Below are 22642 nucleotides of genomic sequence, written 5' to 3' on the forward strand. Positions count from 1 at the left end.
GGTTTGACAGCCACGGCACAGCGGTGTCGTTTGTCTTGCCAATAAAATTTCTGGGAGGAAACCGAATGAACGCGCTGCACGCAGACGCTGTCTATCCGCCATCCGACGAAACTGTTGCCCGCGCGCATGTCAATGCCGCGAAATACCAGGAGATGTACGACGCCTCATTGAACGACCCGGAAGGCTTCTGGGGCGAACAGGGCAAGCGCATCGACTGGATCAAGCCGTTCACCCAAGTGAAAGACGTGAATTACGGCTTCGGCAATGTTTCGATCAACTGGTACGCGGACGGCACCCTGAACGTTTCCGCCAACTGTATCGACCGCCACCTTGACACCCGCGGCGACCAGACCGCGATCATCTGGGAACCGGATGATCCGAACGAGGACGCGCAGCACATCACCTATAAAGAGCTGCACCGCCGCACCTGCCGGATGGCCAACATCCTGGAATCGATGGGCGTGCGCAAGGGCGACCGGGTGGTGATCTACCTGCCGATGATCCCCGAAGCGGCCTATGCCATGCTGGCCTGCGCCCGCATCGGCGCCATTCATTCCATCGTCTTTGCCGGCTTCTCCCCCGACGCGCTGGCGGCGCGGGTCAACGGCTGCGACGCCAAGGTGATCATCACCGCCGACGAGGCGCCGCGCGGCGGCCGCAAGACCCCGCTGAAATCGAACGCCGACGCCGCCCTGCTGCACACCAAGGACACCGTGAAATGCCTTGTGGTCAAGCGCACCGGCGGCCAGACCACCTGGGTGGACGGGCGCGACTACGACTATAACGAGATGGCGCTGGAGGCGGACGACTACTGCAAACCGGCCGAGATGAACGCCGAGGATCCGCTGTTCATCCTCTACACCTCCGGTTCCACCGGCCAGCCCAAGGGGGTGGTGCATACCTCCGGCGGCTACCTGACCTATGCGGCGCTGACCCACGAAATCACCTTTGATTACCACGACGGCGACATCTACTGGTGCACCGCGGACGTGGGCTGGGTCACCGGGCACAGCTATATCGTCTACGGACCGCTGGCCAATGGCGCCACCACCCTGATGTTCGAGGGCGTGCCGACCTACCCCGATGCCTCCCGCTTCTGGCAGGTCTGCGAAAAGCACAAGGTCAACCAGTTCTACACCGCCCCCACCGCCCTGCGCGCGCTGATGGGCCAGGGCAACGCCTGGGTCGAGAAATGCGATCTCTCCAGCCTCAAGGTGCTGGGCACCGTGGGCGAGCCGATCAACCCCGAAGCCTGGACCTGGTACAACGAGGTTGTCGGCAAGGGCAAATGCCCGATCGTCGACACCTGGTGGCAGACCGAGACCGGCGGCCACCTGATGACCCCGCTGCCGGGTGCCCATGCGATGAAGCCGGGCGCGGCGATGAAGCCTTTCTTCGGCATCCAGCCGGTGGTGCTGGACCCCCAGACCGGCGCTGAGATCGAAGGCAACGATGTCGAAGGCGTTCTGTGCATCAAGGACAGCTGGCCGGGCCAGATGCGCACCGTCTGGGGCGACCATGAGCGGTTCGAGAAGACCTACTTCTCTGACTACAAGGGGTACTACTTCACCGGCGACGGCTGCCGCCGCGACGCGGATGGCGATTACTGGATCACCGGCCGCGTTGACGACGTGATCAACGTCTCCGGCCACCGCATGGGCACGGCTGAGGTCGAAAGCGCCCTGGTCGCCCACGCCGCCGTGGCCGAGGCCGCCGTGGTCGGCTACCCGCATGAGATCAAGGGCCAGGGCATCTATTGCTATGTCACCCTGATGAACGACCGCGAACCCTCGGATGAGCTGCTGAAGGAGCTGCGCACTTGGGTGCGGACCGAAATCGGCCCGATTGCCTCTCCGGACGTGATACAGTGGGCGCCGGGCCTGCCGAAAACCCGCTCGGGCAAGATCATGCGCCGCATCCTGCGCAAGATTGCCGAGAACGACTTCGGCTCGCTGGGCGACACATCGACCCTGGCCGATCCGTCGGTAGTGGAAGACCTGATCGAAAACCGCGCGAACAAGGGGTGATTTAACGATGAATATGGCAGTTATGACCCGTCCCGCCGTTCTGATCCTGCTGGGGCCTCCGGGCGCCGGCAAGGGCACCCAGGCGCGGATGCTGGAGGAAAAGTTCGGATACGTGCAGTTGTCGACCGGCGACCTGCTGCGCGAGGCGGTTGCCGCGGGCACCCCTGCGGGCCTCGCAGCCAAGGCAGTGATGGAAGCGGGCCAGCTGGTCAGCGACGAGATCGTGATCAACATCCTGCGCGACCGCCTGGCAAAAGCCGATTGCGCCAAGGGCGTGATCCTTGATGGCTTCCCCCGCACCACCGTGCAGGCAGAGGCGCTGGACGGCCTGCTGGCGGAGACCAATCAGAAGATCAATGCCGCGATCAGCCTGGAAGTGGACGACGCGGCCATGGTCGAGCGCATTTCCGGCCGCTACACCTGCGGCGGCTGCGGCGAGGGCTATCACGACAGCTTCAAGCAGCCTGCAGATGCCGGCAAATGCGACAAATGCGGCGGCACAGAGATGAAGCGCCGCGCTGACGATAATGCAGAAACCGTTGCCAGCCGGCTGGAGGCCTATCACGCGCAGACCGCGCCGCTGATTGCCTATTACGGCGGCAAGGGCGTGCTGCAAACCACGGATGCCATGGGCGGTATCGGCGACATCGCCCAGGACATGGCGGCCATTGTGACAAAGGCCACCAGCTAACGAATAAGAAGCGGGGCCGGCCCTGAGCGGCAGGACCCCGCCCCCCGGACAATGAGATACCCGATGGACCTGCCTTGGCAGACCGGAGGAGTCATGCCTGCGCGCCGCGACCCGGCTGCTGGCAAACGGAGAGAGACCGCCCGCTCCCCCGCGGCGGCTCAGGAGGAAGAAGGAGGAGCCGCCATGGCGGATCAAACCACAAATGCGGCAAAAACCGCCGAAGCCGACAAAGGCTATTGGGCGGCAAACGTGCGCATCATTTTAATCAGCCTGGTGATCTGGGCTCTTGTTTCATTCGGCTTCGGCATCCTGCTGCGCCCGATGCTTGCAGGCATCAGGGTCGGCGGCAGCGATCTGGGCTTCTGGTTCGCCCAGCAAGGCTCGATCCTGGTTTTCCTGGCGCTGATCTTTTTCTACGCGTTCCGGATGAACAAGCTGGACCGCGAATTCGGCGTGGAGGAAGAATAAGATGGACCAGTTTACCATCAACCTGCTGTTTGTGGGCGCATCTTTCGCGCTTTACATCGGCATCGCGATCTGGGCCCGTGCGGGCTCCACATCTGAATTCTATGCCGCAGGCCGGGGTGTTCACCCTGTCACCAACGGCATGGCAACCGCGGCTGACTGGATGTCGGCAGCGTCTTTCATCTCGATGGCGGGCCTCATCGCCTTCACCGGCTATGACAACTCCACCTTCCTGATGGGCTGGACCGGCGGCTACGTTCTGCTGGCGCTGCTGCTTGCGCCCTACCTGCGCAAGTTCGGCAAGTTCACCGTATCCGAGTTCATCGGCGACCGGTTCTACTCCCCGACCGCGCGCGTGGTGGCTGTGATCTGTCTGATCGTCGCCTCGACCACCTACGTGATCGGCCAGATGACCGGCGTTGGCGTGGCCTTCGGCCGCTTTCTGGAGGTCTCCAACACCGCGGGCCTGCTGATCGGCGCCTGTGTGGTCTTTGCCTACGCCGTGTTCGGCGGCATGAAGGGCGTGACCTACACCCAGGTGGCCCAGTACGTCGTGCTCATCACCGCCTATACGATCCCTGCGATCTTCATCTCGCTGCAGCTGACCGGCAACCCGATCCCGGCGCTCGGCCTGTTTGGCGATCACGCCGCCTCTGGCGAGCCGCTGCTCGCGAAGCTCGATGCGATCGTCAAGGAGCTGGGCTTCAATGAGTACACAGCGCACCATGGCGACACGTTCAACATGGTCCTGTTCACGCTGTCGCTGATGATCGGCACCGCTGGCCTGCCGCATGTGATCATGCGCTTCTTCACCGTGCCGCGCGTGGCCGATGCCCGCTGGTCGGCCGGCTGGGCGCTGGTGTTCATCGCGCTGCTCTATCTGACCGCTCCGGCAGTTGGCGCCATGGCCCGCCTCAACATCACCGAGATGATGTGGCCCAACGGCGGCATCGAAGGCGGCGCCGTGACTGTGCAGCAGATCGAAGAAGATCCCAAGTACGACTGGATGGCGACCTGGCAGCAGACCGGCCTTCTGGGCTGGGAAGACAAGAACGGCGATGGTGCGATCCAGTACTACAACGACCAGAACGCCGATCTGCAGGCCACTGCCGAGGCAAACGGCTGGGCCGGCAACGAGCTGACCAACTTCAACCGCGACATCCTGGTTCTGGCCAATCCTGAGATTGCCAACCTGCCGGGCTGGGTGATCGGTCTGGTGGCGGCTGGCGGCCTGGCGGCTGCACTGTCCACCGCTGCGGGCCTCCTGCTGGCGATCTCCTCGGCGGTGTCGCACGACCTGATCAAAGGCTCGATCAACCCGAGCATCTCGGAAAAAGGCGAGCTGCTGTCGGCCCGTATCGCCATGGCCGTGGCCATCGGTGTGGCAACCTACCTGGGTCTGAACCCGCCGGGCTTTGCCGCGCAGACCGTGGCGCTGGCCTTCGGCCTCGCTGCTGCCTCGATCTTCCCGGCGCTGATGATGGGCATCTTCACCAAGGTGAACAACAAAGGTGCCGTGGCCGGTATGCTGGCAGGGCTGATCGTGACCCTGGTCTACATCTTCCTGCACAAGGGCTGGATGTTCATTCCGGACACCAACTCCTTCACTGATGCGGATCCGCTGCTAGGCACCATCAAATCCACCTCCTTCGGTGCGGTTGGCGCGATGGTGAACTTCGCAGTGGCCTTCATTGTCTCCAAATCGACCGAAGCCATCCCGGCCGAGATCGAGGAGCTGGTGGAAAGCGTCCGCATCCCGCGCGGCGCCGGGGCCGCACAGGACCACTAACCTCCCCTGGGCGGGCTGCCTCCCAGCGGCCCGCCTCTTTCCTCATGGTCCCGTCCGGTTCACACTCGGCGGGACCATTTTTTTCCTGATTCCATGCAGGTACGCCCATGCCCCTTTCTGACGCTGCGCTGCTCCGCTTTCTGACTTCGGTCCACCCCTACGACAGCCTGGAACCGGCACTGCTGCAGGCGCTGGCCCCCAAGTTCCGCCAGATCGATGCAGCCGCGGGCGATGCAGTCTATGCGCTGAACGAGGATCTGGAAGGGCTTTATCTGGTCCACACCGGCGAGGTGGAAGTGACCGATGAGAACGGCATTCCCGTTTCGATTCTGGGTCCCCGCAACTCTTTCGGCGAACGCGGGCTGACCCGCGGCGGCCGGGCGGTGACCTCTGCGCGGACCACCAAAGACACGCTCCTGCTGCTGCTGCCCAAGGCGGATTTCCACGCCCTGATGGCGAACCAGCCGAAGGTCGCCAAATTCTTCGACCGCCGCCGTCCCGGCAGCCAGGTTTCCGGCAGCCTTGCCACCACCCGGGTTGAGGCCATCATGGCGCGCGCGCCCGTCACCTGTTCCGGCGGCCTTACCTGCCAGGGCGCCGCGCAGCTTATGCGGGACCGCCGCATCTCCTCCGTCTGCGTGACCGACGGCGACCGCTTGCAAGGCATCCTGACCACCCGCGACCTGACGGCCAAGATCCTTGCCGCAGGCAAGCCGATCTCCACCCCGGTCTGCAACGTGATGACCCCGGACCCGCTGACTCTGGCGCCCTCCGCCATCGGCTCCGACGTGCTGCACATGATGATGGAGCACGGCATCGGCCACATCCCGGTGGTCGAGGCTGGCAAGCTCGCAGGCATCGTCACGCAGACCGACCTCACGCGGTTCCAGGCCGTCAGCTCCGGCGAGATGGTGTCGAGCATCGCCCGTGCGGCGTCGGCTGAAGACATGGCCAAGGCCACCGCCGAAATCCCCCGCCTTCTGGTGCAGCTGGTGGCAGGCGGCAACCGGCACGAGGTGGTGACCCGGCTGATCACCGACATCGCCGACACCGTGACCCGCCGCCTGCTGGCATTGGCGGAAGACAAACTTGGCCCGGCCCCGGTGCCCTACCTGTGGCTCGCCTGCGGCTCGCAAGGGCGGCGCGAGCAGACGGGCGTATCCGACCAGGACAACTGCATGATCCTCTCCGACGGGCTGGCCCCTGGCGATGAGGCCTATTTCGAACAGCTTGCCCAGTTTGTCTGCGACGGGCTCAACACCTGCGGCTATGTCTATTGCCCTGGCGATATGATGGCCTCCAACCCGCGCTGGCGGCAGCCGCTGCGCGTCTGGCGCGACTATTTCCGCGGCTGGATTGTCAAGCCGAACCCCGAGGCGCAGATGCTGGCCTCGGTGATGTTCGACCTGCGCCCCATCGGCGGCGACGCCGCGCTGTTTGCCGACCTGCAGCAGGAGACCCTGCAAGCGGCCAGCGCCAATACCATCTTCACCGCCCATATGATCGCCAATTCGCTGAAACACACGCCGCCCCTGGGCCTGTTGCGCGGGCTCGCCACCATCCGCTCGGGCGAGCACCGCAACACGCTCGACATGAAGCACAACGGCGTGGTGCCGGTGGTGGACCTGGGCCGGGTCTATGCGCTGCAGGGGAAACTGGCGGAGGTCAACACCCGCGCCCGGCTGGAGGCCGCCGAGGCCGCGGGCGTGCTCAGCCCCTCCGGCGCGCGGGATCTGACGGATGCTTACGACCTGATCGCCCAGACCAGGCTGGAGCATCAGGCGGCGCAGATCCGCGGCGGCCAGGCGCCGGACAATTACCTGGCGCCCTCGGACCTGTCGGATTTTGAGCGAAGTCATCTGCGCGATGCCTTTGTTGTGGTAAAGACGATGCAATCGGCAGTTGGGCACGGTAAGGGAATGCTGAGCTGACAGCTGCGCGCGCGGAGCGTGCGGGAGCCTGCGGCGCGAGTATTTTGAGAAAGATGAAAAGGCCGGTGGCCTGCGGGGAGATGGGATGTTTCTGGAACTGATTGCGGTGATTTTTGCAGGGATCGCGGCGGCGGGCGTGGTGATGCTCTTGAACCGGACGCTGAAGGGGCGGCTGCCGCGCTGGATGGCGCCGGTGGCGGCGGGGCTTGCAATGATCGGCGTCACCATCGCCTCGGAATACGGCTGGTACGGGCGCACCAGGGCCGCCCTTCCGGAAGGGGTGGAAGTGGCAGAAACGGTTCAGAACAAAAGCTTCTACCGGCCCTGGACCTATGCCGTGCCCTATGTGGACCGGTTTGCCGCCATCGACACCGCCACCATGAAAAGCCACGAGGCGCATCCGCAGGTCTATCTGGCCGAGGTGTATTTCTTTGGCCGCTGGGCGCCGCTCAGCAAGCGGCCTGCGGTGCTGGACTGCGGCAAATGGCGCCGCGCTCTGGTCGCGAGCGGCACCGTCTTTTCCGGCAACAGCCTGCCCGCGGGGCTCGATTGGGTTGCCGGCGGCCCGGAGGACGCGCTGCTGACCACGGTCTGCGGAGAGTAGCGATGCTGTCACGTCTGAGCCTGCGTCTGCGGATCTTTCTGTTCTTCTGCCTGCTGGCGCTTGGCGGCATTGCCGTCACCGGCGGCGCGCTGTGGCTTGGCTACAGCCGCGCGGGCCAGCCCGCACTGAGCGATGCCTTCATTTTTTCCGGCCTGCTCAGCAGCTTTGCCATGCTCGGGCTGTGCGCCGGGGTCTGGCTGCTGTTTGACGAGAACGTCGCCAAGCCGATCGAACGGCTGGCGGCAGGCATGCGCGCCCGCGCCCACGCCGGCGTGAACAAGGAGCTGGACACCCACAGCGCCCGCTACCTGGGCGACCTGGCGGCCGCTGCCGAGGGGCTGGCGGGCCAGCTGGGCGCCTCTGCCCTGTCCGCGGCCGAGGCCATTGCCCGCGAGACCGAGCATCTCGAAGCCGAGAAAGCCCGTCTTGCGGCGCTGCTCACCGACATTCCGATTGCCACGGTCATGGCCAGCCCTGCGCATCAGATCGTGCTCTATGACGGCCAGGCCGCTGCGGTGCTGGCGCAGGAAGCGCCGCCGCGGCTCAACGCGCCGCTATCCGATTACCTGGACCGCACCGGGCTGGAGGCCGCCTACGGCCGGCTGGTGCGCAGCGGCCTGGAAGTTCTGGCCGAGGTGAAAAGCGCCAGCGGCAGCCAGGTTTTCGATCTGCGGCTGAAACCGCTGGGCGGCGCGCCGGGCTATATCATCCTGTTCGAAGGCGCCCATGCGGACCTTGCCCCCGGCGACTCGCGGCCGCTGGTCTATGATTTTGCTCTGCTGGACACCGAGCACGCGGAACTGGACAGCCGCAAGCTGTCAAACCTCAGCTATGTGGTGTTCGACACCGAAACCACCGGCCTCCTGCCGCATAAGGACGAGATCGTCCAGATCGGCGCGCTGCGGGTGGTGCGAAACAGGATAGTTGCCGGCGAGCAGTTCGGCACCCTGGTCGACCCCGGCACGCCGATCCCCGCCGCCTCCACCAAGGTGCATGGGATCAGCGATGCCATGGTGCAGGGCGCGCCGGACATCGGCAAAGCTGCCCGCGCCTTTCACCGGTTTGCCTCCGACGCGGTGATCGTCGCCCATAATGCGCCGTTCGACATGGCCTTTCTGCGCCGCCACGCCAAACGTGCGGGCGTCAGCTGGGACCAGCCGGTCTTGGACACCGTGCTGCTGAGCGCGGTGCTGTTCGGCGCCTCGCAGAGCCACACGCTGGATGCGCTGTGCGAGCGGCTGGAAGTGACCATCCCGCCTGCCCTGCGCCACACCGCAATGGGGGATGCTCAGGCCACGGCAGAGGTGTTCTGCAAGATGCTGCCGATGCTGGAGGCGCGCGGCCTCGGCACCTTTGGCGCGGTGCTTGAAGAGACCCGCAAGCACGGACGCCTGTTAGAGGACTTGAATTAGCACCTGTATCTGCCGCGTAATCCGGGACATACAGGTGCAAGGTGGACAATCGCCCCCATGCATGGCAGGTCACTGCCGGAACGAAAAAGAGGCGCGCGACATGGCCGACACCAGCTTTACCCCCGGGCCGGAGACCGCCCGGGCCTACCGCGATGCGCTCGGCTGCTTCGGCACCGGGGTGACGGTTGTCACCACCCTGACCCCGCGCGGCCCGCTGGCGATCACCGTCAACAGCTTCACCTCCGTCTCGCTGGAGCCGCCGCTGCTGTTGTGGTGCCCGGCCAAAGCCTCGCTGCGCCATGACGCCTTTGTCGGCGCCGAACATTTTGCCATTCACGTGATGGCAGAGGACCAGCTGGACCTGGCCAAGCATTTCGCCGCCAACGGTGAGGATTTCTCTGCCGCTGCCTGGCAGCCGAATGCGCTGGGATCGCCGGCGCTGGAGGCAGTGATCGCCCGTTTCGACTGCCGCCGTTTTGCTGCCCATCCGGCAGGCGATCACACCATCGTCGTCGGCGAGGTGGCCAGCGTCACCACCCGGCCCGGCAAAGGACTGATCTTCAAGCGCGGCCAGTACGGCGGTTTTCTGGAACAGAGCTGAGCACCCTGCGGCAAGGCCGCGCGGGCATCCTCATCCGGCGGGTAAAACCGGCGGCAGGTCTGCGGGCAGCGCCCCGGCGGGGCCGGCCTCTGCCGCGGCGGCAGTGCCGCAATCCTCCGTTGCCCCGCCCAGCCGATGCGGCAGGACCGCTGCCGCGGACAGGTCCATCCCCGGCGCCATGTGCAGCGCCCGCTGCGGGCAGATCGAGACACACAGCCCGCATTGAAAGCACAAGGACTCCACAAAGCTCAGCGCGCCGCCGTTCTCCGTCAGGCTCAGCGCGTCCGATGGGCAGACCCAGACGCAGCTGCTGCAATGAGTGCAGCGGGCGGCATCCAGGCTGACAGCCCCATAGGGGGCCTGTTCCGGCAGCGCGATATTGCCTGCCTTGGAGGGCAGCAGGGCCGCAGCGCTGGCCCGTGCGGTATCCCTGCGGCTGCCCACCGCAAGAACGTCCGGCGACACGGAGGCAAACGGAAAGATCCCGGCCTCCAAACGCCGCGCCAGCGTGCCGCCGTCCCCGAACAGCAGGATCCGGCCCAGCCCGCCCAGCACATGCGCCAGTTCCACTTCCCGCTCCTGCTGCGCCAGACCGGCCGCGCCGTTGCAGGATTGCAGGTGAATGACGTCGAAACCGCAGGCCAGCGCGTGAAGCAGGTCGGCATGGCCGATTTTCTGCAGGCAGCAGACCAGAACCGGGATCAGATCCGCCGCGGCCTCTGCCTGGCGGGGAAGGTCCACCGCTGCCGGCACAACCGGCTCCACCTCATAGAGGATCAGAACCTGGGCGCGGCCGGTTTCATGCTTGCGCTGATGCGCCGCCCGGCACAGCGCCATCAGCGGCAGCTCGCAGCTCCTGCTGGCCACATCCAGCAGTGCCGGACGCCCGCGCGGCGCATGCCGCGCGTTGCAGGAAGGGGTCTCGGTCCGCCGGCAGACGCATATGTAATGCGGCGGGTATCCATCTGCCGTCTGCCCCTCAAGGATATCAGCGTGCATCTCTCCCATGAAGTGATGTTAACATAAAAATCTTCTCCTACAGCGTGTGTTTCGCCGTTAGCGCAGAATTGTCGAAATTTTTACAAAACCCTGCGTAAAGCAAAAACAGGCCCGCCGGATGCCTGTCCGGCGGGCCTTCGTATCGCAGCCGGCAAAGACGGCTCAGTTCAGCGCGGCATCGGTGATCGCGTGGGTCCAGGCGCCCTCCGGCTGCTTGGTGATCACCGGATCGGACCCGCCGCCCATCAGCGTCGACACCGTGCGCTCGTAATCCGCCGGGTCCAGCGCGCCGTTGCTGCCTGCGGTCAGCTTGGCAATCTCGCCCATCATCCGCTTCTGGTGCTCTTCGGTCTGCGCACCCGATGCATCATTGTCCAGCACGATGCCGGCCGCTTCGTCCGGGTTCTCCTCGGCATATTTCCAGCCCTTCATCGAGGCCCGCACGAACCGCTCCATCTTGTCCGCAAACTCAGCGTTCTCGAGGTTCTCCTCCAGCACATAGAGACCGTCTTCCAGCGTCGCGACGCCCTGATCCTCATATTTGAAGGTGACCAGCTCCTCCGGGCTGACGCCCGCGTCGATGACCTGCCAGTATTCATTATAGGTCATGGTCGAGATGCAGTCCGCCTGGCGCTGCAGCAGCGGGTCCACGTTAAAGCCCTGTTTCAGCACCTCGACACCGTTTTCGTTCTTGCCATCTGTGCCGATGCCCAGCTGGCTCATCCAGCTCATGAAGGGGAACTCGTTGCCGAAGAACCAGACCCCCAGGGTGCGGTTCTTCAGATCTTCCGGGGTTTCGATGCCGGCATCCTTCCAGCAGGTCAGCATCATGCCGGAGGATTTGAACGGCTGCGCGATATTGACCAGCGGCAAGCCCTTCTCGCGCGCGGCCAGCGCCGCAGGCATCCATTCCACCGTCACATCGGCGCCGCCGCCGGCAATCACCTGGGTCGGCGCAATATCAGGGCCGCCCGGCAGGATGGTGACATTCAGGTCCTCTTCTTCGTAAAACCCCTTGTCCAGCGCCACGTAATAGCCCGCGAACTGCGCCTGGGTCACCCATTTCAGCTGCAGCGTCACATCATCCGCCGCCTGCGCCGCTCCGGTTGCCCCCAGCGCCAGAGCCGCCGCAGTCATAATATGTTTCATGTCTTATTTCTCCCTATTGATTATGATGTGAAGCTTGCCCGGGTTTGGCCCATCGTTCAAAGTTTTTTGTTATATGGCCTGCCCTTGAGAGGCCCCCGCGCAAGATTTCGGCAAAGCCGCCCCGCGCCCGGCGGGACGGCCTCTCTCTGTCAGCCCCGCTGCGACGGGTGCCAGAAGGTGAAGCTCTTCTCGATCAGCGCCACCAGCCCGTAAAAGGCGGACCCCGCCAATGCCGCCACCACGATCTCGGCCCAGACCATGTCCAGCGCCAGCTGGCCAACGCTGGTGGAAATGCGGAACCCCATGCCGACGGTGGGCGAGCCAAAGAACTCCGCCACAATCGCGCCGATGAGGGCCAGCGTGGTGGAGATCTTGAGGCCGTTGAACACAAACGGCAGCGCCGCCGGCAGCCGCAGCTTGAAGAAGGCCTGCCAGTAGGTCGCCGCATAAGTCTGCATCAGGTCCCGCTGCATGGCCGAGGTCTCGCGCAGGCCAGCCACGGTGTTCACCAGCATCGGAAAGAACACCATGACCACAACCACCGCGGCCTTCGACTGCCAGTCGAACCCGAACCACATCACCAGGATCGGCGCGGTGCCGACAATCGGCAGCGCCGCCACGAAGTTCCCCACCGGTAAGAGCCCGCGGCGCAGGAAATCGCTGCGGTCGACCAGGATCGCGGTCAGGAACGCCGCGCCGCAGCCGATCACATAGCCGCCCAATGCGCCCTTCAGGATGGTCTGGGCGAAATCCTCCCACAGGACCGGCAGGCTGGATGCAAAGCGCGCGGCAATCACCGTGGGTGCCGGCAGGATCACCAGGGACACCTCCAGCCCGCGCACCAGCAGCTCCCAGACCACCAGCACGGTAATGCCGAATATCGCGGGCACCAGCAGCTGCACCGCGCGGGTTTTCGACGCCGGGCTGTTTGCCAGCCGGCTGTTCACCCACCACCCCAAGCACCAGACCATCACGGCAAGCACCACCATCAGCATGACAGGATCCCCCTGTTCATCTGGCCAGAAATATCCCGGGTGAGCCGCAAAGCGGCGAGGGCAGAGCCCTCAATCGAACCATTGATCATGCCCGCACCCCCATCCGGCTCAAGACAACCTTCTCGATAAGGCCCAAAAGCGCCACCAGCGCCGCTGCCAGGATTGCGGCGGCAAACAGCGCCGACCAGATCTGCACGGTCTGCCCGTAATAGCTGCCCGCCAGCAGGCGCGCGCCAAGCCCCGCAACCGCGCCAGTCGGCAGCTCCCCCACGATGGCGCCCACCAGCGACGCCGCAATGCCGATCTTCAGCGAGGCAAACAGATAGGGCATGGAGGACGGCAGCCGCAGCTTCCAGAACCCTTGCGAGGTATTGGCATTATAGGTCTTAAGCAAATCCAGCTGCATCGCATCCGGTGCGCGCAGGCCTTTCACCATGCCGACAACCACCGGGAAGAAGCTGAGATAGGCCGAGATCACCGCCTTGGGGATGATCCCCTGCACCCCAATGGAATAGAGCACCACGATGATCATCGGCGCCAGGGCGATGATCGGGATGGTCTGGCTGACAATCGCCCAGGGCATCACCGACATATCCATGACGCGGGAATGCACGATCCCCACGGCCAGCAGAATGCCAAGCCCGGTGCCGATGGCAAAGCCCAGGAGAGTGGCCGACAGCGTCACCTGCGCATGATAGATCAGGCTGCGTTTGGAGGTGATCTTCTTCTCCACCGTGGTCTCCCACAGCTCCACCGCCACCTGATGCGGCGCCGGCAGCCGCGGGCGCTCCTGCCCCCAGGTCTCGCTGATGGCAAAAGCGTTCTTCGCCACCAGCCCGATCTCGCTCATGTCCCGGCGCGCCTTGGCGGTGGCCGGGGTAACTTCCCCCCCTGCCCGCTCCGCCTGATCCAGCACGCCCTTGATGTTCATCGGCACACAGGCCGCATACCAAAGCGCGATGATGGCGACGACAACGGTGAGCACAGCAACGAGGCTTTTCATGGCCGTGCCCTCCGCAACCGGCAGCCGCCCGGTGCACAGGGGGTGTACAGGGGGTGCACACGGGACACCCCCCAATTCCCGCGGGTCTTTCTGGCAAAATCAATCATCGCCATGCCCCGCCCTAAGGCCCTCGCGCACCCGGTGGGCGATCTCGATGAACTCCGGGCTGTCGCGGATATCCAGCGGCCGTTCCATGGGCAGCGTGCTGTCGATCACATCGTGAATGCGCCCGGGCCGCGGTGACATCACCACGATCTTAGTGGACAAATAAACCGCCTCGGGGATCGAGTGGGTGACAAAGCCGATGGTCTTGTTGGTCCGCGCCCACAGCTTCAGCAGTTGTTCGTTCAAATGGTCGCGCACGATCTCATCCAGCGCCCCGAAAGGCTCGTCCATCAACAGGATATCCGCATCAAAGGCCAGCGCCCGCGCGATGCTTGCCCGCTGCTGCATCCCGCCTGACAGCTGCCAGGGAAACTTGCCGCCAAAGCCCGACAATTCAACAAGGTCCAGGACCTGCTTAACGCGCTTTTCCTGCTCCGCCTTGGAATATCCCATGATCTCCAGCGGCAGCTTGATGTTCTTGGCAATGGTGCGCCACGGGTACAGCCCCGCCGCCTGAAACACGTAGCCATAAGCCCGGTTCCGCCGCGCCTCATCCGGCGTCATGCCGTTCACGGACAGGCTGCCCCCGGTGGGGGTTTCCAGCGCCGCGATACAGCGCAGGAAGGTTGTCTTGCCGCAGCCCGACGGCCCGATGAAGGAGACAAAATCCCCCTTGCTGATCTTCAGGCTCACATCCTTCAACGCATGCACCGACCCGTCATTTGTCTGAAAGGTCAGGTCCAGGTTCCGGGCCTCGATCACGCAGTCTGCAGGGGCAGGTGCGGACGCGGCGGCCTCGGGGCGGATTGCCTGGGTGGTCGGTTCCATATTCATATCTTCGCCTTGATTTCACACAGGAAAACGGGCCGCCGTTTCCGGCAGCCCGCTCCTGATTTACACGCCTGTTGCCGGGATGCCGGTGCGCTCCACCGGGCGCGGCGCCGTCAGTTCCTTCCAGGTCGACAGCGCCTTGTTCACCGTGGTGTTGGCCTCCCGGGCGACGAACTTGCCGTGGCCCTCCTGACAGCGGATCTCGCCGTCATGCACCGCCACATGGCCGCGGGTCAGGGTAAAGCGCGGCAGGCCCTTCACCTCATGCCCCTCGAACACGTTGTAGTCGATCGAAGACTGCTGCGTATCCGCCGAAATCGTCTTGCGCTTTTCTGGATCCCAGACCACCAGATCGGCGTCCGCGCCGACCAGAACCGCACCCTTTTTCGGGTAGCAATTCAGGATCTTGGCGATGTTTGTTGAGGTGACCGCCACAAACTCGTTCGGGGTCAGACGGCCGGTTTCCACCCCATGAGTCCACAGCATCGGCATCCGGTCTTCCAGCCCGCCGGTGCCGTTCGGGATCTTGGTGAAATCGCCAACGCCAGTGCGCTTCTGCTCAGTGGTAAAGGCGCAATGGTCGGTCGCCACTACCGACAGCGAACCCGATTGCAGACCGGCCCACAAGCTGTCCTGATGCTGCTTGTTGCGGAACGGCGGCGACATCACCCGGCGGGCGGCGTGATCCCAGTCTTTGTTGAAATACTCGCTCTCATCCAGGGTCAGATGCTGGATCAGCGGCTCGCCCCAAACCCGCTTGCCCTGCATCCTGGCGCGGCGGATGGCCTCGTGGCTGTCCTCGCAGGAGGTATGAACCACATAAAGCGGCACGCCCGCCATATCGGCGATCATGATCGCGCGGTTGGTCGCTTCGCCCTCCACCTGCGGCGGGCGGGAATAGGCGTGTGCCTCAGGGCCGGTGTTGCCTTGTGCCAGCAGCTTTGCCGAAAGCTCCGCCACCACGTCGCCGTTTTCGGCATGCACCATGGCGATGCCGCCCAGCTCCGCCAGCCGTTGGAAAGAGGCATAAAGCTCGTCATCATTCACCATCAGCGCGCCCTTGTAGGCCATGAAGTGCTTGAAGGTGTTGATGCCGCGCTCCTGGATCACGGTCTTGATGTCGTCAAAGACCTGCTCGCCCCACCAGGTGACCGCCATATGGAAAGAATAGTCGCAGTTGGCGCGGGTGGACTTGTTGTCCCAGCGCTTCAACGCGTCCAGCAGGCTCTCGCCCGGATTGGGCAGCGCGAAGTCCACCACCATGGTGGTGCCGCCCGCCAGACCGGCGCGGGTGCCGCTTTCGAAATCGTCCGAGCTGTAGGTGCCCATGAAGGGCATCTCCAAATGGGTATGCGGGTCGATCCCGCCCGGCATCACATAGCAGCCGGTAGCGTCCAGCTCCTCACTGCCTTTGAGGCCCTGGCCGATCTCGGTAATCACTCCGTTCTCGATCAGCACATCCGCCTTATAGGTCAGATCGGCGGTCACGATGGTGCCGTTCTTGATGACTTTACTCATGCTTATAACTCCCTGAGCTGGGGCGTATTTTCACGCCTCCACTTGTCTCTTCCGCTGTCTGGCGCAGCGTGTTTCATCTTTCCGGAAATACTCCGGGGGAGCGGCCCGAAGGGCCGCGGGGGCAGCGCCCCCTATTCGACAATCTCCGCTGTCTCGACCACCGCGTGGAACAGCACATTGGCGCCCGCCTCGGCCCATTCCTTGCTGATCTCCTCAGCCTCGTTGTGGCTGAGGCCGTCGACGCAAGGGCACATCACCATCGCGGTCGGCGCCACCCGGTTGATCCAGCAGGCGTCATGGCCCGCGCCGGAGATGATATCGAGATGCGAATAGCCCAGCCGCTCCGCCGCACTGCGCACCGCACTGACACAGCCCTCGTCAAAGGCCACGGGGTCAAAGCCGCCAACCTTCTCGAATTCAATCTCCACACCCATGGAATCGGCAATCTTGGCCCCCTGCTCGCGCAGCTGGTTTTCCATGTCGGTGATCACGTCGAGATCCGGGCTGCGGAAATCGACGGTGAAGACCACCTTGCCCGGGATCACGTTGCGCGAGTTCGGGTAGACGTCGATATGCCCCGCCGCGCCCACCGCGTGCGGCGCGTGACTCCAGGCGATTGCGTCCACCGCCTCCAGGACCCGCGCCATCGCCAGGCCCGCGTTGCGGCGCATCGGCATCGGGGTTGAGCCGGTGTGGGCGTCCTTGCCGGTGATCGTCACCTGCGTCCAGCTGAGGCCCTGGCCGTGGGTCACAACGCCGATATCCTTGCCCTCGGCCTCCAGGATCGGCCCCTGCTCGATGTGCAGCTCGAAAAAAGCGTGCATCTTGCGGGCACCGGTTTCCTCTTCGCCGCGCCAGCCGATGCGCTTCAGCTCATCGCCGAACGTCTTGCCCTCGGCATCTACCCGGCCGTAAGCCCAGTCCTGGGTATGCACACCGGCAAACACCCCCGAAGACAGCATGGCCGGCGCATAGCGGGTGCCTTCCTCGTTGGTGAAGTTGGTGGCCACGATCGGGTGTTTGGTCTTGATGTTCATGTCGTTGAGCGAGCGGATCAGCTCAAGCCCCGCCAACACCCCCAGCACCCCGTCATATTTGCCGCCCGTGGGCTGGGTATCCAGATGCGAGCCCACATAGACCGGCAGCGCGTTTGGGTCGGTGCCCGCGCGCATCGCAAACATGTTGCCCATCTGGTCCAGCCCCATGGTGCAGCCTGCCTCCTCGCACCATTTCTGGAACAGGGCGCGGCCTTCGCCGTCCGCATCCGTCAGCGTCTGGCGGTTGTTGCCGCCCGCGACGCCGGGGCCGATCTTGGCCATCTCCATCAGGCTCTCCCACAGCCTGTCACCATTGATTTTCAGATTCTGTCCAAGCGACGTCATCTCGAGCTTCCTTCCCTGTGCGCCCGTCTTTGCGGGCTGGCTCCGGCTTGGCGCCGTGTTAGGTGGCTTCGAATGCTGGTCCGTTGCAATGCCGGGCTGTTCGCAATCCGGACATTGATTTGACCAACTGGTCAAACTCACGCTATCACGGGTTCACCACCAGTCAAGAAATTGCCGCAGGACCCTTGCAAAAAACGGCGCCTTTGCCGGAAACAGGTGAAATTCCGTGCTTTCGCCCGCCGCACGCGGCAGAAACAGACAAGGACGATCATGCCCGCAGACCGCGCGCCCACCCGCATTCAGAAGAAGAATCGCGCTGCCATTCTCGAAGCGGCGCTGGACGTGTTTTCAAGCCACGGCTTTCGCGGCTCCACCGTGGATCAGATCGCCAAGGCGGCCGGGTTGTCGAAGCCGAACCTGCTCTATTACTTCCCCTCCAAGGAAGCGATGTTCAACGAGCTGATGGCGGGGCTGCTGGACACCTGGCTCGACCCGCTGCGCGGCCTCGATCCCGAGGGCGAGCCGCTGGAGGAAATCCTTGCCTATGTGCAGCGCAAACTGCAAATGAGCCGGGACTACCCGCGCGAAAGCCGTCTTTATGCGAATGAGATCGTGCAGGGTGCGCCGCGGCTGCGAGAGGTGATCGCCACCGATCTCAAGGTTCTGGTGGAAGAAAAGGCCCAGCTGCTGCAGGACTGGATGGATGCCGGGCGGATCAACCGGGCGCACCCGAAACACCTGCTGTTTTCGATCTGGTCGCTGACCCAGCATTACGCGGATTTCGACGCTCAGGTGCGCACCCTGATGGGCGAGGAAGACCCGTTCGACGCCGCGCCGAAGTACTTGGAAACCCTGTACCGGCGGATGCTTACGCCCGAAAGCTGACCTCAGCTTTTTGCCGGACCGCTTGCACGCCAACCGGGTTCTCCCGCGCCCTCAGGTGGCATCAGCCTTGCTGATGCCCCCGTGGCGGCCTTGGGCCCGGCGCCGCGCAAAGCGCGGCGCCGGGCCCAACGGCAGGAGCGTCTCCTGAAAAGGAGGCCGACGGCGGGCGGGAGCCTTTGCTTCTGTGCTGCCCCGCCCGCCGGAGAGACCTACTCCGCGGCCGTTGCCGACGGGTTGTTCGGATGCGTGGTCCAGTTGGCGTATTCGCCCGAGACCACCTCGCCGGTGCGCTCGTCGATCTGGCCCGCAGGAACTTCCTCCATGGTGATGCAGCCCTCTACCGGACAGACGTTCACACAGAGGTTGCAGGCGACGCATTCGTCGTCCTTCACCGTGAACACCCGGTCTTCGCTCATCGCAATCGCCTGATGCGAGGTGTCCTCGCAGGCTGCATAGCAGCGGCCGCATTTGATGCAATCGTCCTGGCTGATCTTGGCCTTGGTGACGTAGTTCAGGTCCAGATACTGCCAGTCGGTCACATTCGGCACCGCCATGCCGATGAAATCCTGGGTGGAGGTGTAGCCCTTCTCATCCATCCAGTTCGACAGGCCCGATATCATCTCCTTCACCACGTTGAAGCCATAGGTCATCGCCGCGGTGCAGACCTGCACGTTGCCAGCGCCCAGTGCCATGAATTCCGCCGCGTCGCGCCAGGTGGTGACGCCGCCGATGGCAGAGATCGGCAGGCCGCGGGTCTGCGCATCGCGGGCGATTTCAGCGACCATGTTCAGCGCAATGGGCTTCACCGCCGGGCCGCAATAGCCGCCGTGGGTGCCCTTGCCGCCGATGGTCGGCTCCGGCGCCATGCTGTCGAGGTTCACCGAGGTGATCGAGTTGATGGTGTTGATCAGGCTGACCGCATCGGCGTTGCCCGCGTGCGCCGCCCGGGCCGGGTGGCGGATGTCGGTGATATTCGGGGTCAGCTTCACGATCACCGGCTTCGAGTAGTATTTCTTGCACCACTCGGTGACCATCTGAATATATTCCGGCACCTGCCCCACGGCAGAGCCCATGCCGCGTTCGGCCATGCCGTGCGGGCAGCCGAAGTTCAGCTCGATCCCGTCTGCGCCTGTGGCCTCCACCTGCGGCAGGATGTCCTTCCAGGCCTGCTCCTCGCAAGGCACCATGATCGAGACGATCACGGCGCGGTCCGGGTAGTCCTTTTTGACGCGGGTGATTTCCTCCAAATTGGTCTGCAGCGGCCGGTCGGTGATCAGCTCGATGTTGTTGAGGCCCAGCAGGCGGCGGTCGGCGCCCCAGATGGCGCCATAACGCGGGCCGTTCACATTGACCACCGGCGGGCCTTCGGCGCCCAGCGTCTTCCAGACCACACCGCCCCAGCCGGCCTCGAAGGCGCGGCGGACGTTGTATTCCTTGTCGGTCGGCGGCGCGGAGGCCAGCCAGAACGGGTTGGGGGATTTGATCCCCAGAAATTCTGTCGTCAGATCAGCCATTTGATCTCTCCTCTTAAGGCTAGCCCGGACTGGTCACCCGGTCCTGGCTTGCTCAGCCCATCAGGCTGGAGTGAATGTCCATTGCAGCGTCGCGGCCCTCGGCCACGGCAGTCACGGTCAGGTCCTCGCCGCCCGAGGCGCAGTCGCCCCCGGCCCAGACGCCCGCCACAGACGTGCGCCCGCTGGCATCGACCTTGATCTTGCGGCCCTCCAGCGCCAGCGCCTCCGGCTGGCCCTCCAGCGTCTGGCCGATCGCCTTGAACACCTGATCCGCTGCCAGACGCACGGTCTCACCCGTGCCGGAGACCTTCCCGTCCGTGACCTGAGTATACTCCAATTCAATCTCTGTCGCTGCACCGCTGCCGTGCACCGCGACCGGCATCACGTTGAACATCAGCTTGACGCCCTTGGAGGCCGCCAGATCCTGCTCAAACCGGCTGGCACCCATCTCTTCGCGGCTGCGGCGGTAGGCGATTGTGACGTTTTCGGCGCCCAACAGCTTGGACTGCACCGCAGCATCCACTGCGGTCATGCCGCCGCCGATCACCACCACGTTGCGGCCCACCGGCAGCACAGTGAGATCGTCCGCCTGGCGCAGTTCGGCGATGAAGTCCACCGCGTCGCGGACGCCCTCCATGTCCTCGCCGGGCGCGCGCAGGGCATTGACCCCGGCCAGACCGATGGAAAGGAACACCGCGTCATACGCCTCCTTCAGCGCATCCAGCGACAGATCCTTGCCCAGCGCCTTGCCGTAATCCATGGTGATGCCGCCGATTTGCAGCAGCCAGTCCACTTCGCGCTGCGCGAAGTTGTTGGTGGTCTTATAGGCGGCAATCCCGAATTCGTTGAGGCCGCCGGGTTTGGAGCGGGCGTCATAGACCACCACGTCATGGCCCAGCATCGCCAGCCGGTGCGCCGCAGACAAACCCGCAGGGCCCGCCCCCACAACGGCTACCTTCTTGCCGGACGCGGCGGCGCGGGTGAAGGGATGCACGCCCTTGGCCATCAGGGTGTCGGTGGCATAGCGCTGCAGGCGGCCGATCTCCACCGGCTTGCCCTCTGCCGTCTCCCGCACGCAGACCTCTTCGCACAGGGTCTCGGTCGGGCAAACCCGGGCGCACATGCCGCCGAGGATGTTTTGCCCCAAGATCGTGCGGGCCGCGCTTTCGGGGTGGCCGGCCTGGATTTCCCGGATGAACTGGGGGATGTCGATGCTGGTCGGACAGGCCGTCATGCAGGGCGCGTCATAGCAGAAATAACAGCGGTCGGCGGCCACGGCTGCTTCATGCGCGTCATATGGCGGGTGCAAGTCCGAGAAGTTCTCAGCGATCCCGGCAGCGTCAAGCCGCGCTGCCTGAATACCGGATGCCTGATGGCTGGTCGCCATTGGGTGTCTCCCTGATTTTCGGTTGTTCTTGCTATTCAGAGTGCCACAGTCCTATTTTTTATCAACTGGTAAAATTTTTCCCGCAGGCAAAAAATATGCCGCCCCCGAAGGAGCGGCGTGCAAGAACCTGATTTCACGCCGAAATCAGGCGATGCCTATTGAGCAGTCATTTGCGAAAGATGGCCGGTTTTCATCCACACTTTTGCCCCGTCCGGACCGGCAGTGGCCTCAAACCGGCTGCCGGGCGGCAGGCGCAGCCAGTCCCAGCGGGTGAAATCCTCGCCGTTTTCGCTGTAGCTGCCGTCCACCACAAAGACCTCCAGCCCGCCGGACGCCTGCAAGCTGACCGCCTGACGGGGTGCCCAGGTTTGCAGCGTCACCGTTTCGACCGCATCCTGAAACAGCTGTTGCTGCGCGGCATCCGCTTCGGCACGGGTTTTGACCTCGGTCCGGTCTGCAGGGTCGAACTGGTGCAGCTTGACCAGGATCACCGCGCCCTCCGCCGCGGCGGGCGTGTGGCTGGTCGCGGGCGGGTTGCGGACATAGGAGCCTGCGGGAAAGTCCCCGTGCTCATCCTGGAACACGCCGTCCAGCACCAGAAACTCCTCGCCGCCGTCATGCACATGCGCATCAAAGGCAGAGCCCGGCGCGAAGCGGACGATGGTGGTGGCGCGGGCAACTTCTTCACCGATGCGGTCGAGCATCTTGCGCTCTACCCCCGGTGCCGGGCTGGGCACCCAGGGCGTGTCCTCGAAATGCACCGCGGCGCGTTTGGTGAAATCGGCATTGATACGCATCTGGCTCTCCCCTTTGCTGCGCCAAGCAATGTGGCGGCTGGCCGGGACCAGGGGAAGAGCGCTCACGAAACCGTGCTTGATCCGCGGCGTCAGCCGGGCAGCACAGCAGTGGCTTCGATTTCCAACTTGGCCTCATCCTCGACCAGCGCCGAGACGACAACCATGGTCATCGCCGGGAAGTGATAGCCCATTACCGCGCGGTAGGCCTTTCCGACCTCTGCTTGATGGCTAAGGTATTCCGCCTTGTCAGTCACATACCAGGTCAGCCGGGTGATGTCCTCTGCAGTGCCGCCCGCGGCCTCCACCACCTCCAGGATGTTGCGCAGCGCCTGGCTCATCTGGCCGATGAAGTCATGCGCCTCGAACACCTGATCCGCGGTCCAGCCGATCTGGCCGCCGACAAACAGCAGCTTGCCCTCTGCGACCATTCCGTTGGCGTAGCCTTTGGCGGGCTTCCACCCTTCGGGATGCACACTGATGGCCGGCATGGCGGGGCTCCTTTGCTGATAATGCCTGCCACCGACAATAGCGCCGCCGCGGGAATTATTTCAAGCTTA

General features: G+C 64.2%; 20 protein-coding genes. 9 read left to right on the plus strand and 11 right to left on the minus strand.

Annotation, left to right across the window (positions count from 1 at the left end; all coding sequences use genetic code 11):
• The first annotated feature begins 65 nt into the window (after positions 1–65).
• The 8 genes from acs (at position 66) to DAEP_RS0106695 (ending at position 9520) form a co-directional block, all read left to right on the plus strand.
• The gene (gene acs / locus DAEP_RS0106660; RefSeq protein ID WP_008556639.1) at positions 66–2027 is read left to right on the plus strand and encodes an acetate--CoA ligase; all 1962 of its coding nucleotides are present in this window, start codon (positions 66–68) and stop codon (positions 2025–2027) included.
• A gap of 7 nt (positions 2028–2034) precedes the next feature.
• Positions 2035–2718, plus strand: a complete 684-nt coding sequence (locus tag DAEP_RS0106665; RefSeq protein WP_027244114.1) for an adenylate kinase — start codon at positions 2035–2037, stop codon at positions 2716–2718.
• Between the two features lie 183 nt (positions 2719–2901).
• Positions 2902–3186: a DUF4212 domain-containing protein gene (locus DAEP_RS0106670; RefSeq protein WP_027244115.1), complete on the plus strand. Its 285-nt coding sequence runs from the start codon at positions 2902–2904 to the stop codon at positions 3184–3186.
• A 1-nt stretch (position 3187) separates the two neighbouring features.
• Positions 3188–4972 (plus strand): sodium:solute symporter family protein, encoded by a 1785-nt coding sequence (locus DAEP_RS0106675; protein ID WP_027244116.1) that lies wholly within the window; start codon positions 3188–3190, stop codon positions 4970–4972.
• 107 nt (positions 4973–5079) lie between these two features.
• Positions 5080–6903: a DUF294 nucleotidyltransferase-like domain-containing protein gene (locus DAEP_RS0106680; protein ID WP_027244117.1), complete on the plus strand. Its 1824-nt coding sequence runs from the start codon at positions 5080–5082 to the stop codon at positions 6901–6903.
• An 85-nt stretch (positions 6904–6988) separates the two neighbouring features.
• On the plus strand, positions 6989–7507 hold the full coding sequence (locus DAEP_RS0106685) for a hypothetical protein (protein WP_008555484.1): 519 nt from the start codon (positions 6989–6991) through the stop codon (positions 7505–7507).
• Positions 7508–7509: 2 nt separating this feature from the next.
• Complete coding sequence (locus DAEP_RS0106690; RefSeq protein WP_027244118.1) at positions 7510–8919, plus strand: 3'-5' exonuclease; 1410 nt, start codon at positions 7510–7512, stop codon at positions 8917–8919.
• Between the two features lie 100 nt (positions 8920–9019).
• Entirely contained in the window at positions 9020–9520 is a 501-nt protein-coding gene (locus DAEP_RS0106695) for a flavin reductase family protein (RefSeq protein ID WP_027244119.1), read from the plus strand.
• A 30-nt stretch (positions 9521–9550) separates the two neighbouring features.
• Here DAEP_RS0106695 and DAEP_RS0106700 read toward each other — a convergent pair whose 3' ends face one another.
• The 7 genes from DAEP_RS0106700 to DAEP_RS0106730 all read right to left on the minus strand — a co-directional run bounded on the left by DAEP_RS0106700 (position 9551) and on the right by DAEP_RS0106730 (position 17502).
• The gene (locus tag DAEP_RS0106700; RefSeq protein ID WP_245595063.1) at positions 9551–10387 is read right to left on the minus strand and encodes an ATP-binding protein; all 837 of its coding nucleotides are present in this window, start codon (positions 10385–10387) and stop codon (positions 9551–9553) included.
• A gap of 294 nt (positions 10388–10681) precedes the next feature.
• Entirely contained in the window at positions 10682–11668 is a 987-nt protein-coding gene (locus DAEP_RS0106705; RefSeq protein WP_027244121.1) for an ABC transporter substrate-binding protein, read from the minus strand.
• A 149-nt stretch (positions 11669–11817) separates the two neighbouring features.
• Entirely contained in the window at positions 11818–12663 is an 846-nt protein-coding gene (locus tag DAEP_RS0106710) for an ABC transporter permease (RefSeq protein ID WP_027244122.1), read from the minus strand.
• Between the two features lie 85 nt (positions 12664–12748).
• The gene (locus DAEP_RS0106715; RefSeq protein WP_027244123.1) at positions 12749–13666 is read right to left on the minus strand and encodes an ABC transporter permease; all 918 of its coding nucleotides are present in this window, start codon (positions 13664–13666) and stop codon (positions 12749–12751) included.
• Between the two features lie 99 nt (positions 13667–13765).
• The gene (locus DAEP_RS0106720) at positions 13766–14605 is read right to left on the minus strand and encodes an ABC transporter ATP-binding protein (protein WP_027244124.1); all 840 of its coding nucleotides are present in this window, start codon (positions 14603–14605) and stop codon (positions 13766–13768) included.
• Between the two features lie 60 nt (positions 14606–14665).
• Positions 14666–16120, minus strand: a complete 1455-nt coding sequence (gene hydA / locus DAEP_RS0106725; protein WP_027244125.1) for a dihydropyrimidinase — start codon at positions 16118–16120, stop codon at positions 14666–14668.
• 131 nt (positions 16121–16251) lie between these two features.
• Positions 16252–17502, minus strand: a complete 1251-nt coding sequence (locus tag DAEP_RS0106730) for a Zn-dependent hydrolase (RefSeq protein ID WP_027244126.1) — start codon at positions 17500–17502, stop codon at positions 16252–16254.
• 270 nt (positions 17503–17772) lie between these two features.
• Here DAEP_RS0106730 and DAEP_RS0106735 point away from each other — a divergent pair, with 270 nt between their 5' ends.
• Positions 17773–18387, plus strand: a complete 615-nt coding sequence (locus DAEP_RS0106735) for a TetR family transcriptional regulator C-terminal domain-containing protein (protein WP_027244127.1) — start codon at positions 17773–17775, stop codon at positions 18385–18387.
• A gap of 209 nt (positions 18388–18596) precedes the next feature.
• On the opposite strand, the gene preA is transcribed toward DAEP_RS0106735, so the two are convergent.
• From preA to DAEP_RS0106755, 4 genes are all read right to left on the minus strand, one after another.
• On the minus strand, positions 18597–19901 hold the full coding sequence (gene preA, locus DAEP_RS0106740) for an NAD-dependent dihydropyrimidine dehydrogenase subunit PreA (RefSeq protein WP_008557467.1): 1305 nt from the start codon (positions 19899–19901) through the stop codon (positions 18597–18599).
• A gap of 52 nt (positions 19902–19953) precedes the next feature.
• A complete protein-coding gene (locus DAEP_RS0106745; protein WP_027244128.1) occupies positions 19954–21288 on the minus strand; it encodes an NAD(P)-dependent oxidoreductase in 1335 nt (444 codons plus the stop codon).
• 155 nt (positions 21289–21443) lie between these two features.
• Entirely contained in the window at positions 21444–22085 is a 642-nt protein-coding gene (locus DAEP_RS0106750; RefSeq protein WP_027244129.1) for a cupin domain-containing protein, read from the minus strand.
• 89 nt (positions 22086–22174) lie between these two features.
• Complete coding sequence (locus DAEP_RS0106755) at positions 22175–22573, minus strand: RidA family protein (protein WP_027244130.1); 399 nt, start codon at positions 22571–22573, stop codon at positions 22175–22177.
• Between the last annotated feature and the right edge of the window lie 69 nt (positions 22574–22642).

The sequence above is a fragment of the Leisingera daeponensis DSM 23529 genome, assembly GCF_000473145.1.
Taxonomy (GTDB): domain Bacteria; phylum Pseudomonadota; class Alphaproteobacteria; order Rhodobacterales; family Rhodobacteraceae; genus Leisingera; species Leisingera daeponensis.

Excerpts from the sequence above, each read along its gene's own strand:
- acs (WP_008556639.1), top strand. The coding sequence starts at position 66 with ATGAACGCGCTGCACGCAGACGCTGTCTATCCGCCATCCGACGAAACT.
- DAEP_RS0106665 (WP_027244114.1), top strand. The coding sequence starts at position 2,035 with ATGAATATGGCAGTTATGACCCGTCCCGCCGTTCTGATCCTGCTGGGG.
- DAEP_RS0106670 (WP_027244115.1), top strand. The coding sequence starts at position 2,902 with ATGGCGGATCAAACCACAAATGCGGCAAAAACCGCCGAAGCCGACAAA.
- DAEP_RS0106675 (WP_027244116.1), top strand. The coding sequence starts at position 3,188 with ATGGACCAGTTTACCATCAACCTGCTGTTTGTGGGCGCATCTTTCGCG.
- DAEP_RS0106680 (WP_027244117.1), top strand. The coding sequence starts at position 5,080 with ATGCCCCTTTCTGACGCTGCGCTGCTCCGCTTTCTGACTTCGGTCCAC.
- DAEP_RS0106685 (WP_008555484.1), top strand. The coding sequence starts at position 6,989 with ATGTTTCTGGAACTGATTGCGGTGATTTTTGCAGGGATCGCGGCGGCG.
- DAEP_RS0106690 (WP_027244118.1), top strand. The coding sequence starts at position 7,510 with ATGCTGTCACGTCTGAGCCTGCGTCTGCGGATCTTTCTGTTCTTCTGC.
- DAEP_RS0106695 (WP_027244119.1), top strand. The coding sequence starts at position 9,020 with ATGGCCGACACCAGCTTTACCCCCGGGCCGGAGACCGCCCGGGCCTAC.
- DAEP_RS0106705 (WP_027244121.1), bottom strand. The coding sequence starts at position 11,668 with ATGAAACATATTATGACTGCGGCGGCTCTGGCGCTGGGGGCAACCGGA.
- DAEP_RS0106710 (WP_027244122.1), bottom strand. The coding sequence starts at position 12,663 with ATGCTGATGGTGGTGCTTGCCGTGATGGTCTGGTGCTTGGGGTGGTGG.
- DAEP_RS0106715 (WP_027244123.1), bottom strand. The coding sequence starts at position 13,666 with ATGAAAAGCCTCGTTGCTGTGCTCACCGTTGTCGTCGCCATCATCGCG.
- DAEP_RS0106720 (WP_027244124.1), bottom strand. The coding sequence starts at position 14,605 with ATGAATATGGAACCGACCACCCAGGCAATCCGCCCCGAGGCCGCCGCG.
- hydA (WP_027244125.1), bottom strand. The coding sequence starts at position 16,120 with ATGAGTAAAGTCATCAAGAACGGCACCATCGTGACCGCCGATCTGACC.
- DAEP_RS0106730 (WP_027244126.1), bottom strand. The coding sequence starts at position 17,502 with ATGACGTCGCTTGGACAGAATCTGAAAATCAATGGTGACAGGCTGTGG.
- DAEP_RS0106735 (WP_027244127.1), top strand. The coding sequence starts at position 17,773 with ATGCCCGCAGACCGCGCGCCCACCCGCATTCAGAAGAAGAATCGCGCT.
- preA (WP_008557467.1), bottom strand. The coding sequence starts at position 19,901 with ATGGCTGATCTGACGACAGAATTTCTGGGGATCAAATCCCCCAACCCG.
- DAEP_RS0106745 (WP_027244128.1), bottom strand. The coding sequence starts at position 21,288 with ATGGCGACCAGCCATCAGGCATCCGGTATTCAGGCAGCGCGGCTTGAC.
- DAEP_RS0106750 (WP_027244129.1), bottom strand. The coding sequence starts at position 22,085 with ATGCGTATCAATGCCGATTTCACCAAACGCGCCGCGGTGCATTTCGAG.
- DAEP_RS0106755 (WP_027244130.1), bottom strand. The coding sequence starts at position 22,573 with ATGCCGGCCATCAGTGTGCATCCCGAAGGGTGGAAGCCCGCCAAAGGC.